This is a genomic window from Promicromonospora sp. NPDC057138 (assembly GCF_042670845.1).
In the GTDB taxonomy this organism is placed as follows: Bacteria; Actinomycetota; Actinomycetes; order Actinomycetales; family Cellulomonadaceae; genus Promicromonospora.
The window spans coordinates 167,806-178,419 of record NZ_JBHUUX010000007.1; the positions used below are offsets into that span (position 1 = coordinate 167,806).

Annotated in this window: 12 protein-coding genes; 6 read left to right on the forward strand and 6 right to left on the reverse strand. The window is 71.3% G+C overall.

Annotated elements, in window-relative coordinates; all coding sequences use genetic code 11:
• Nucleotides 1-98: 98 nt before the first annotated feature.
• Entirely contained in the window at nt 99-797 is a 699-nt protein-coding gene (locus ACFT2C_RS07410; protein WP_377206383.1) for a MerR family transcriptional regulator, read from the reverse strand.
• A gap of 95 nt (nt 798-892) precedes the next feature.
• On the opposite strand from ACFT2C_RS07410, the gene ACFT2C_RS07415 reads away from it, so the two are divergent.
• Complete coding sequence (locus ACFT2C_RS07415) at nt 893-1,384, forward strand: DUF4188 domain-containing protein (protein ID WP_377206384.1); 492 nt, start codon at nt 893-895, stop codon at nt 1,382-1,384.
• A gap of 43 nt (nt 1,385-1,427) precedes the next feature.
• Here the strand turns inward: ACFT2C_RS07415 and ACFT2C_RS07420 are convergent, their stop codons facing one another.
• Entirely contained in the window at nt 1,428-2,867 is a 1,440-nt protein-coding gene (locus ACFT2C_RS07420) for an MDR family MFS transporter (protein ID WP_377206385.1), read from the reverse strand.
• An 81-nt stretch (nt 2,868-2,948) separates the two neighbouring features.
• Nucleotides 2,949-3,488, reverse strand: a complete 540-nt coding sequence (locus tag ACFT2C_RS07425; RefSeq protein WP_377206386.1) for a MarR family winged helix-turn-helix transcriptional regulator — start codon at nt 3,486-3,488, stop codon at nt 2,949-2,951.
• A 102-nt stretch (nt 3,489-3,590) separates the two neighbouring features.
• On the opposite strand from ACFT2C_RS07425, the gene ACFT2C_RS07430 reads away from it, so the two are divergent.
• Both ACFT2C_RS07430 and ACFT2C_RS07435 read left to right on the forward strand, forming a co-directional pair.
• The gene (locus tag ACFT2C_RS07430; RefSeq protein WP_377206387.1) at nt 3,591-5,012 is read left to right on the forward strand and encodes an FAD-binding oxidoreductase; all 1,422 of its coding nucleotides are present in this window, start codon (nt 3,591-3,593) and stop codon (nt 5,010-5,012) included.
• A gap of 98 nt (nt 5,013-5,110) precedes the next feature.
• Entirely contained in the window at nt 5,111-5,806 is a 696-nt protein-coding gene (locus ACFT2C_RS07435; protein WP_377206388.1) for a lytic polysaccharide monooxygenase, read from the forward strand.
• Nucleotides 5,807-5,867: 61 nt separating this feature from the next.
• On the opposite strand, the gene ACFT2C_RS07440 is transcribed toward ACFT2C_RS07435, so the two are convergent.
• Nucleotides 5,868-6,746, reverse strand: a complete 879-nt coding sequence (locus ACFT2C_RS07440; protein WP_377206389.1) for a LysR family transcriptional regulator — start codon at nt 6,744-6,746, stop codon at nt 5,868-5,870.
• Nucleotides 6,747-6,870: 124 nt separating this feature from the next.
• Here ACFT2C_RS07440 and ACFT2C_RS07445 point away from each other — a divergent pair, with 124 nt between their 5' ends.
• On the forward strand, nt 6,871-7,752 hold the full coding sequence (locus tag ACFT2C_RS07445) for an aldo/keto reductase (protein WP_377206390.1): 882 nt from the start codon (nt 6,871-6,873) through the stop codon (nt 7,750-7,752).
• Nucleotides 7,753-7,823: 71 nt separating this feature from the next.
• Nucleotides 7,824-8,756 carry an aldo/keto reductase family oxidoreductase gene (locus ACFT2C_RS07450; protein ID WP_377206391.1) on the forward strand — a complete coding sequence of 311 codons (933 nt, stop codon included), beginning with the start codon at nt 7,824-7,826 and terminating at the stop codon, nt 8,754-8,756.
• Between the two features lies 1 nt (nt 8,757).
• Here ACFT2C_RS07450 and ACFT2C_RS07455 read toward each other — a convergent pair whose 3' ends face one another.
• Nucleotides 8,758-9,105, reverse strand: coding sequence for an MmcQ/YjbR family DNA-binding protein (locus ACFT2C_RS07455; RefSeq protein WP_377206392.1), 348 nt, complete (start codon nt 9,103-9,105; stop codon nt 8,758-8,760).
• A 59-nt stretch (nt 9,106-9,164) separates the two neighbouring features.
• Nucleotides 9,165-9,770, reverse strand: coding sequence for a TetR/AcrR family transcriptional regulator (locus ACFT2C_RS07460; RefSeq protein WP_377206393.1), 606 nt, complete (start codon nt 9,768-9,770; stop codon nt 9,165-9,167).
• Nucleotides 9,771-9,878: 108 nt separating this feature from the next.
• On the opposite strand from ACFT2C_RS07460, the gene ACFT2C_RS07465 reads away from it, so the two are divergent.
• Nucleotides 9,879-10,562: a DUF998 domain-containing protein gene (locus ACFT2C_RS07465; RefSeq protein ID WP_377206394.1), complete on the forward strand. Its 684-nt coding sequence runs from the start codon at nt 9,879-9,881 to the stop codon at nt 10,560-10,562.
• Nucleotides 10,563-10,614 lie beyond the last annotated feature (52 nt).

A 10,614-nucleotide genomic window follows, 5' to 3' on the forward strand; every position in this document is an offset into this window, starting at 1 on the left:
GCCGGCCCCCCGGCTCTGCTCTTGTTTTGTGGGTGGTTATGTCGCCCCCCCGGCGCCCCACCCACCCAAAAACCCCCCCCCCCCCACGACGGGGGGCGTCAGGCAGGTGCCGACCGCGACCGCGACGGCGCCGATGGGCCGGTCGTGCGCCGAGCGGCGGCCTTCGCGCTCTCCTGCTGCTGTGCGAGGCGCCGCATGGTCAGGATCAGGGGGTCCGCGAGGAGCGTCCCGACCACGACCTGCCGCATCGCGGCGGCCGCTCCCTCCGGCACGGAGGCTACGTCCGCGGCGGCGATCGTCTCGCAGCCCCGCGCGTACGCGTCCAGGAGGTCGTCGGTGAAGACGACGCCGGCGGTATCGGCCGCGCGGAGCTGGTCGGCGAGGCGTACGACGAGCGCATCGTCCTCGTCGCAGTGCCAGCCGCGGGACCTGGCAAGGCGGGTGGCGCGGCGGACCCACTGGTCGGGCTCGCCGTCAGGCGCCGGGCGCGGGCTCGGCGCCCCGTTGGCGCGCCGGTCCTCGTCGAGGAGGAGCGCGTGCTGCGCGGCACCGAGGAGCTCGTGCCAGGAGGAGGGCGGGTTGTCGAGCGCGGCGAGTACCTGGCGCACAGCGGCGAGGCTGAGCGAGGCGGACTCGGTGAGCGCGCGGACGAGCCGCACGCGCTCGACGTGGGTCTCGTCGTACTGCGCCTGCGTGCGGGCGGTCGCAGCACCCGGGGGCAGCAGACCCTCGCGGAGGTAGTACTTCAGGGTCGCGACCGGCACGCCCGTCCGTTCGGCCAGCATCGAGATCCGCACGTTCCTCCTCAGCTTTGATCTCAGCCTTGACATTGGAGACTACCACTATCCAATAATGGAGAGTCGAACTATCCAATGGTCGAAGGAGTACTGCTATGACCGAGCTGACGACGCACCAGCACGACGGCGACCTCGCCGTCTTCCTCATCGGCGCCCGGGTCAACCGGCTCTGGCGCCCCGACGGCTGGCTCCCCGCGTTCGCGGCGATGGGCCCGATGCTGGCCGAGCTGTGGAAGGACCCCTCCTCGGGTTTCCTGCACGCCCGGACCGTCATCGACGGCGACCTGCGTGGAGTCACGGTGATCCAGTACTGGCGCAGCGCGGAGGACATCTACCGCTATGCGAACGCCGAGGACCACTCCCACCGCCCTGCCTGGCTTGCCTTCTACCGGCGCGCCAAGAAGGTCCCCGGCGCCGTCACCATCTGGCACGAGACGTACTCCGTGCCCGCCGGCGGGCACGAGAGTCTCTACGGGGACGCACCGAAACCGATCGGTCTCGCTCGCGCCACGGGCAGCATCCCGGCGCGGCGCCGTGGGCGCACCGCCCGCGAACGGATCCGAAGCCAGGTCCGTCCGGAGAACTGAGTCCGCCTACCGGTGAGCCGTGTATCGGAGCCGGTAGAGCGGGTTACACCGGCTGCGCGTCCTTCGGGTTGTCGCGGGGGAGCAGCAGCACCGTGCCGATCATCAGCGCGGCGGTGCCGACCACGCACCAGAACACCAGGTGTATGGCGGTGGCCAGGCCGGGGCCCTCCGGCGTCCCGTCCGCCCCGACGGTGGTCACGGCGTTCACCACCGCCCCCAGCGCGGCCACGCCCACCGCCTGCCCGATCGACCGGGCGAACATGTTGGTCGCCGTCACCGCGCCACGCTCGTTCCAGCCCACGCTGTGCTGCGCGGCCAGCAGCGTCGGCACGGCCACGAGACCCATGCCCAGCCCGATCACGAAGACCGCGGCGGAGATGTGCCAGACCTGGGAGCCGGCGTCGAGGGTGAGCGTGAGCAGCGCGCCGGCCAGCACGATCACCGCGCCGATGACGGCGGTCCACCGGAACCCGATCGCCAGGTAGATCCGGCCCGACACGGTGGCCGCCAGCGGCCAGCCCACCAGGAGCGAGGCCAGGGCGAACCCTGCTATGAGCGGCCCGACGCCGAGCACGCCCTGCGCGAAGATCGGCACGTACGTGGACAGCCCGAGCGTGATGACGCCGACGCCGAGCCCGGCCGCCGTCGACGCGCCGACCACCCGGCGCCGCAGCAGTCCCAGGTCGAAGATGGGGTGCGCGCTCCGGCGGGCCGACACGACGAACGCCGTGAGCAGCACCACCGCGGCTGCGAAGATCCCCACGGACTCCACCGACGCCCAGCCCCAGGCGTGCCCGCCCTCGAGCAGGCCCAGCACCAGGGCGGTGCTCCCGCCGGTCAGCAGGGCGGCGCCGACGTAGTCGATCGGCTCGCGCTGACCCTCGCGCGCCTTCTCCTGGAACCGGCGCCAGAGGACGACGGCGGCCACGGCGGCGATCGGCACGTTGACCCAGAAGATCCAGCGCCAGCTCACGAACTGGCTGAACACGCCGCCGAGGGTCGGGCCGAGCACCGACGAGGCGGCCCACACGCTCGCGAGGTACCCCTGGATCTTGGCCCGCTCGGCGAGGCTGTAGATGTCGCTGGCGATGGTCATCGACATCGGCATGATCGCGCCGGCTCCCAGGCCCTGCAGCACCCGGAACCAGATCAGTGCGGGCATGCTCCAGGCGACGGCGCACAGCACCGAGCCGACCAGGAACAGCCCGATCCCGAGCATCATCACGTTCTTGCGCCCGAACACGTCGGCCAGGCGCCCGTACAGCGGGACGGTCACGGCCTGCGCCAGCGTGTATGCCGAGAACAGCCACGGGACCTGCTCGAACGCGCCGAGCTCGCGCGCGACGGTGGTCGAGGCGGTGGCGAGGATCGTGACGTCCAGGGCGACCAGCGCCGTCGAGAGCATCAGCGCGCCGAGGATGGGGCCGCGGTCGCCGCGCAGGCCGAGCCGCGTGTCGGTGGCGCTGGTGGACGCTGCGGTCATGTCTGGGGCTCCCGGGTGCGCTGCACGACACATGCAAAGTTGCCTGGGGCACCGCATATTCCCGGTGCCGGGCCGCGGAGGCTACTTCGGGCGGTTGCCGGGCCAGCCCTCCGGGACGGGTCCGTGCCCGCGGTCGGGTACGGACTCGGCGACGCGGCCGATCGTGTCCAGGAAGGCGCCGACATCGGCCTCCTCCTTGCCTATCGCGTTCCGCAGCGTCCGGTCGAACCCGATCGCCGCGGACTTGAGCTCTTGATAAAGCCTCTCACCCGCGTCGGTGACCTCGATGCGCTGCACCCTGCGGTTCGACTCCTCGCGGGTGCGGACCACGAGCCCGCGGTTCTCCATCCCGCGCAGGTGGTGCGTCAGGGTGGCCTCCCGGATGCCGACGGCGTACGCGAGCTCGCGCTGCGTGGCCGGCGTGCCCTGGTGCAGGGCGAGCAGGATGTGCCAGACCTGCCAGCTGCCGCCGTGCTCGGACAGCAGCGCGTCGAACGCTCGCATCACACGCTGCACGGACTGCCACATCGTGGGGACGACGGGGAGCAGCCCGGGCCGGCTCGGCCCCGTCCCGTCGTTCGTGCCGCCTGGTTCGCCGTCGGGCTGCCCGCTTGGTTGCATGGACCGAGGGTAGTTCGGCTGACGCCGAAATGCATTGACGGCTAATGCTTAGATCTCTAACGTTATCCACGGCAAGTTCGGTATCTACTCGGAGGCGCAACGATGGCCACGCAAGAAACCAACACCAGCACCACTACGACACAGCTCTCGCCCGAGGCGCTCGACAAGGCCCTGGCCCCGCTCGCGGCCGCCCTCGGCGACCGCCTGCTCACTCCCACGGTCGACGGGTTCGCCGAGGCCGCCGCCGTGTTCATGGGCGGCCCGGAGCGGACTCCGGCCGCGATCGCACGGGTGCGGACCAGCGACGAGGTCGCGGCGGTCGTCGCCGTCGCCCGCGACGCCGGCCTGCCGCTCGCCGTGCGCGGCGGGGGCCACAGCTACGCCCGGCACGGCCTGGCCGACGGCGGGCTCGTCCTGGACACGCGACTGATGGACGGCATCGAGATCGACGCGGACGGCGGCGTCGCGCACGCGCAGGGCGGAGTCCTCGCCGGCGCCTACATCACGGCGGCCGCCGAGCACGGCCTGGCCACCGGGTTCGGCGACACCGGGACCGTCGGCATCACGGGCCTCGCGCTCGGCGGCGGCATCGGCTTCCTCAGCCGGCTCCACGGTCTCACCCTCGACAACCTGCTGGGCGCCGAAGTGGTCCTCGCCGACGGTCGAGTGGTGCAGGCCGACGCCGACGAGAACCCGGACCTCTACTGGGCGCTGCGGGGCGGAGGCGGCAACTTCGGCGTCGTGACCCGGCTCGACCTGCGGCTGCGCGAGCTGCCGGTGGTCACGGGCGGCATGCTCGGGTGGGCCGCCGACCCGGGCACGCTCGCCGCGGTCCTGGCGACCGTGGCCGAGGCGCCCGCCGAGCTGTCGGGCATGGTCAACGTGATGGTCGCCCCGCCCCTGCCCATGCTGCCGGCTGAGCTGCACGGCAAGCCGCTCGTCATGGCGCTGGTCTGCTTCGCCGGCCCGGCGTCCGAGGCGGAGCCGGTGCTCGCGCGCCTGCGCGCGCTCGGCACCCTGCTCGACAGCGTGCGCGAGATCTCCTATCCCGAGATGTTCGCGGGCCCGGGCGGCCCGGAGGGTGGGGCTCCTGCCGACGCGCGAACCGGCTTCCTCGGCGAGGGCGTCTGGGCGCCCGACGAGGCGTGGGCCGCGGCCGTCATCGAGGCGGTGTCAGGCGCGTCGCACGGGCCTGCCGTGGTGAACCTGCGGCCCATGGGCGGCGCGATCGCCGGCACGGACACCTCCGCGACGGCCTTCGCGCACCGTGACGCCGCCTGGATGGTCACCGTGCAGGGGATGACGATGAGTCTCGACGGCGTGCCCGCGCTGGGCGAGTGGGTGGCGTCGGCCTCGGACGCGCTCGGCGTGTCCGGACGCGGGTACGTGAACTTCATGACGTCCACGACGCCGCAGGACGTGCGCAACGCCTACCCCGAGGCGACCCTGGCCCGGCTACGCGAGGTGAAGCGGGTCTACGACCCGAGCAACCTGTTCGCGTCGAACCACAACGTGGCGCCGTGAGGTAGCGCTTAAGCGATTCGGATCATTGTCCGGCCGGCGTCCGCGCTCCGAGGATCGAGCACACCGATCTCACGGAAGAACCGACGAAGGAGCCGGACGTGACACTCAACAAGACACTCGGCCGGGTCCGGGCGACGGCGCTGGCCGTCGCCCTGGGCCTGCTCGTGGCGGCGGCCATCGTGGTCGTGCAGCCGAACCCGCCCGCGGCGTACGCGCACGGCGGCCTCACCTACCCCGCCACCCGCACCTACGCGTGCTACGTGGACGGGATCGAGAACGGCCAGGGCGGCGACCTCAACCCGCAGAACCCGATGTGCCAGAACGCGTTGGCTGTCAACGGCAACTACCCGTTCTACAACTGGTTCGGCAACCTGCTCAGCAACGCGGACGGGAACCACCAGGAAGTCGTCCCGGACGGGAACCTGTGCGGTCCGCAGGAGTCGTTCTCCGCCTTCCGCGAGCCGGGCGCCCAGTGGCCGACGACGGCGCTCACCGCAGGCCAGACGATCACGTTCCAGTACAACGCCTGGGCCAAGCACCCCGGCACGTGGTCGCAGTACATCACCAAGGACGGCTGGGACCCGGACCAGCCGCTGGCCTGGGACGACCTCGAGCCCGTGCCGTTCAACGAGGTGACAAACCCGGCCCTGCGCCCGGGCGGCCCGCAGGGCGACGAGTACTACTGGGACGCCACGCTGCCGAACAAGTCGGGATACCACATCATCTACTCGATCTGGACCCGGTCGGACAGCCCGGAGGCGTTCTACAACTGCGCGGACGTGGTCTTCGGCTGATCGGTCGCGGCGGGCTCAGCTGGGTCGTCCAGCCCAGGAGCAGGTACCGGCTCAGCTCGAGTCAGGCGGCGGGCACCGGGGCGTCGTCCAGGAGCTCCACGAGGTGCGGGGCCGGCGAGTCCTGGCGTTCCCCCGTGTTGGTGACCACCGAGACCACCCAGTCCGCGGCGCCGTCCTGTGCGACCGGGACCGCCACCAGCCGGGCCGCCTGCGGCTTGGCGGCGACGTGCCGGGGCACGAGCGCGACGCCGAGGCCGCGGTCGACCAGATCGAGCAGCGTGTGTACGTCGTTGACGGTGAACCGCACCCGGCGGTGCACGCCCCGCGCGGCGAAGGCGTCGTCGTTGAGCTGCCGCACCGCCCAGGACGGGTGGAAGTCGATGAAGCTCTCGCCGCCGAGCTCGTCCCGGTCCACGCCCGGGCGGGACGCCAGCGGGTGCTCCGGCGGGCACAGCAGCACCACCGGCTCCTGGCCCAGCACGGTGCGCGGCAGCACGCCCACGTGGTCGGGCGTGGCGACGAACGCGGCGTCCAGGTCGCCGTCGCGCACCCCGGCCAGCAGCTCGTGCGAGCCCGCCTGGGTGAACGCGATCTCCACGCGCGGGTAGCGGCGGTGGAAGCGTTCGAGCAGCGAGGAGACGTCGACGACGCCGAGGCACTGTTCCGCCCCGACCCGCAGCGTCCCCGCGAGCTCGCGCGAGACCTGCACCACCGCATCGCGCGCTTCCGTCGCGGAGGAGAGCATGGTGCGGGCGAAGGGCAGCAGCGCCAGGCCGGCCTCGGTGGGCTCGACCTTGCGCGTGGTCCGAGTGAACAGCTTGGTGCCCAGCTCGACCTCGAGGTTGCGGATCGCGGCGGACAGCCCGGACTGGGAGACGCCGGTGACCTCCGCGGCCCGGGTGAACTGCCGCTCGTCCGCCAGGGCGACGAGGTATTCCATCTGACGCAGTTCCATTGAGCACTACCAGTTCTAGGAATGATGATGAGGAGTTGTTGGACTTCTAGGTTATCGCTTCCTAGTCTCGGTTCCGAACCCGTCGCGACACGAGGAGAAACAACAACTCATGCAGCACCGCATACTCGCAACGCGCAAGATTGGCGGCCGGGCCGTCTCGGCGATCGGCCTCGGCGGCATGCCGATGTCCATCGAGGGACGCCCCGACCGCGACCGCTCGATCGCCACGATCCATGCCGCCGTCGACGCCGGCGTCACCTTCATCGACACCGCCGATGCCTACCACCTGCATGCCGACGAGGTGGGCCACAACGAGGAGCTCATCGCCGAGGCCCTGCGGTCCTACGGCGGCGACACCTCCGGCGTCCTCGTCGCCACCAAGGGCGGGCACCTGCGGCCCGGCGACGGGTCCTGGACCAAGGACGGGCGGCCGGAGTACCTCAAGGAGGCCGCGAAGGCGTCGGCCAAGCGGCTCGGGGTCGAGGCCATCGGCCTCTACCAGTTCCACCGGCCCGACCCGGACGTGCCCTACGGCGACTCGGTGGGCGCGATCCGCGACCTGCTCGACGAGGGCGTCATCGAGATGGCCGGCATCTCCAACGCGAACCCGGACCAGATCCGCGAGGCGAACGACATCCTGGGCGGCCGCCTGGTGTCGGTGCAGAACCAGTTCTCGCCGCGCTTCCGCTCCTCGCTGCCCGAGCTGGAGCTGTGCGCCGAGCTCGGCATCGCGTTCCTGCCGTGGAGCCCGCTCGGTGGCATCTCGCTGGCCCGCTCGGGCGCGCTCGGCACCGAGTACTCGGCGTTCCTCGAGGTGGCGGAGGCGCACGGCGTCTCCCCGTTCCAGGTGACGCTCGCCTGGGAGCTGGCGCTGGCGCCCGTCGTCGTGCCGATCCCTGGGGCGTCGCGGCCCGCGAGCATCACCGACTCCGCCGCCGCGGCGGAGCTTCGGCTCACAGCCGACGAGGTCGCGCGGCTCTCCGCGGCCTGAGCGACGTCGTCGACGTACCGACCAGCGCGGCCGAGCAGCGCCGCCCGACCCATCCACAGGAGAGAACTGCCGTGAAGACCTTCACCCTGCCGGGGACGGAGCTCACCGTCCCGAACGTCGTCCTGGGCCTCATGCGCATCCAGGAGAAGACGGACGAGGAGGTGCGCACCCTGGTCAAGACCGCCCGGGACGCCGGGATCTCGTTCTTCGACCACGCCGACGTGTACGGCTCCGCCCTGCACGGGTGCGAGACGCGGTTCGCCGAGGCGATGCAGCTGACGTCGTCCGAGCGCGAGCAGATAGTGCTCCAGACGAAGGCAGGCATCGTGCGCGAGGGGCCGTACTTCGACTTCTCGTACGAGCACATCATCGAGTCCGTCGAGGGCTCGCTGGCCGCGCTCGGCACCGACTACATCGACATCCTGCTGCTGCACCGCCCGGACGCCCTCGTGGAGCCCGACGAGGTGGCGCGCGCGTTCGACGAGCTGTCGGCGGCGGGCAAGGTGCGCTCGTTCGGCGTCTCGAACCACACGCCCGGCCAGATCGAGCTGCTGCGCAAGTCCGTGTCGCAGCCGATCGTCGCCAACCAGCTCCAGCTCTCCGTCACGCACGCCCCGCTCGTGGCGCAGGGGGTGGCCGCGAACATGCAGGGGCTGGACCAGTCGATCAGCCGCGACTCCGGCACGCTCGACTACTGCCGCCTGAACGACATCACCGTGCAGGCCTGGTCGCCGTTCCAGGCGGGGTTCTTCAACGGGGTGTTCCTCGGCTCGCCGGACTACCCCGAGCTGAACGCCACGATCGACCGGCTCGCCGCCAAGTACGACGTGCCGGCCATCGCCATCGCGACCGCCTGGATCACGCGCCACCCGGCACAGATGCAGGTGGTGCTCGGGACCACCAACCCGGACCGCGTCGCGGGCGCCGCGCTCGGCTCGGACGTGCCGCTCACGCGCGCCGAGTGGTACGAGATGTTCCGCACGGCGGGCTACCGGGTCCCGTAGCTCAGGCTTCGGGGCGCAGGCGCCTCGGGAGCTTCGCCACGACGGCGGTGTACGAGATGTCGACGAGCTCCTCGAGCTCGTCGTCGGGCACGACGCCGTCGTCGTGGCGCACCGTGATCCAGCCGTGCCGGCCGATGTACGCCATGGTCGAGACGTGGTCCGGGTAGCGGTCGTACCACTCGCGGGCCTCGTCGGTGGATCGGGCCACCTTCACGCCCAGCGTCTCCGTGCCCACGAACGCGAAGATCTTGCCGCCCACCTTCAGGACGCCGCCGCCCTCGCCCCAGGGGTCGGTGTCCTCGGCGCCGGGCAGCGCGAGACACAGGTCGAGAAGCTCGGCGGACTGCATGCCGACCACGATATCCGCGGCCGGACGGCCCGGCGGATGCGGACTGGGTGGTCTTGGGGTCAGCGGGGTGGGGGAGCGGCCTGCGTCGCGTACGCGTCCCAGCCCTGGTCGAGGACTCGGAACCCCGTGCTGAGCATCCCGTCCGGGTCGGCGCTGTCCGAGGCGAGGAGCGGGATCTGGAGCGCGAACCGTACGTAGACCCGCACCTCGTCGCTCGGCTCCGCCCGCCCGAGCTCCTGGGCGACGGCGTCCGCGAGGGCATCCTCGTGGCGTAGCCACATCCGGGACGCGTGGTTCATCAGCGACGGGGTCGACTCCATCAGCTTGAGCACCCGAGCCCCGTTCGGCCGCGACGCCATCTCGGCGAGCTCGGCGCGGTAGTGGTCCCGCAGCGCCGTCGAGATGGACGTGCCGGCGGGCCTGTCGCGGATCGCGGAGACGAGCCGTTCGTGCTGCGTGGCCTCGTCGCCGAAGAGGAGCGCCTCCTTCTGCGGGAAGTGCGCGAACACGGTCGTCGGGGACACGTCCGCCTTGTCGGCGATCTCGCGCACGCTCACGTCGTCGAAGCCGCGCGCCAGGAACAGCTCGGTCGCCGCGTCGACGATCGTCTTGCGCGTGGCTGCCTTCTTGCGTTCCCGGCGTCCCAGGGGGTCTGCGTTGGCCATGCCGCCGACATTACTGTATCGGCCGCGAAACTGGCTTGACACCAAAACTGGTATCGATACAGTTATTGAGTTGGACCAGTGAACCATGAGCCAGGAGAGAAGAAGCCCTTGAACCCTGCAGAACCGGAGACGCTCGCCCCCGAGGCGCGTCGGACTGCGCAACGCCCAGCCGCCGGACTGGTGCTCATCGCAGCGGCGGTGATCTTCTTCCTCGCCGAGTTCATCGCTGCCGCGGCGTGGACGGATCCGCCCTACAGCTACACGTACCACTACATCAGCAACCTCGGGGTAAGCGGCCCCTCGGAAGCGCTCGGCCAGCTCATGTACTCGCCGCTCGCCTGGGTCATGAACGCCGGCTTCTTCCTCTTCGGGGTCCTGGCGTTCGCCGGCGTCGCCATGCTCAGGGGTCTGCGCGGCTGGCGCCGCTGGGCGGCGCTCGTGCCGGCGGCAGCTCTGGCCGCCGGCGGCGTCCTGCTGGCGTTCTTCCCCGGATCCGCCGAGGCGATGCAGGACGGCACCGACGCGTATCACGGGCTGGGAGCCATGGCGGCCATCGTCGGCGGCAACGTGCTGGTCATCGTCCTCGGACGCGCGCACCAGCTCATCGGCGTGCCCCGGGGGCCGGCGAGGGCCATGGTCGCGCTCGGCGTGTTCGGCCTGGTCTCGCTGGTCGGCTTCCTCGCCCTCGCCGGCTCCGGCACCAACATCCTGATCGGTCTGGTCGAACGCTGCGCCGTCTACCCGCTCCTATTCGGCCTCATCTGCGCGGCCACCCCCTCCCTGCGTCGTTGAGTGCTGGGTATTTGTCGGCTCGAAACGTTTCGAGCCGACAAATACCCAGCAC

What these genes read in the sequence shown, in the direction of transcription:
- ACFT2C_RS07460 (WP_377206393.1), bottom strand. Translation starts at nt 9,770, where the DNA reads ATGGCCAACGCAGACCCCCTGGGACGCCGGGAACGCAAGAAGGCAGCC.
- ACFT2C_RS07455 (WP_377206392.1), bottom strand. Translation starts at nt 9,105, where the DNA reads ATGCAGTCCGCCGAGCTTCTCGACCTGTGTCTCGCGCTGCCCGGCGCC.
- ACFT2C_RS07425 (WP_377206386.1), bottom strand. Translation starts at nt 3,488, where the DNA reads ATGCAACCAAGCGGGCAGCCCGACGGCGAACCAGGCGGCACGAACGAC.
- ACFT2C_RS07440 (WP_377206389.1), bottom strand. Translation starts at nt 6,746, where the DNA reads ATGGAATACCTCGTCGCCCTGGCGGACGAGCGGCAGTTCACCCGGGCC.
- ACFT2C_RS07445 (WP_377206390.1), top strand. Translation starts at nt 6,871, where the DNA reads ATGCAGCACCGCATACTCGCAACGCGCAAGATTGGCGGCCGGGCCGTC.
- ACFT2C_RS07415 (WP_377206384.1), top strand. Translation starts at nt 893, where the DNA reads ATGACCGAGCTGACGACGCACCAGCACGACGGCGACCTCGCCGTCTTC.
- ACFT2C_RS07420 (WP_377206385.1), bottom strand. Translation starts at nt 2,867, where the DNA reads ATGACCGCAGCGTCCACCAGCGCCACCGACACGCGGCTCGGCCTGCGC.
- ACFT2C_RS07430 (WP_377206387.1), top strand. Translation starts at nt 3,591, where the DNA reads ATGGCCACGCAAGAAACCAACACCAGCACCACTACGACACAGCTCTCG.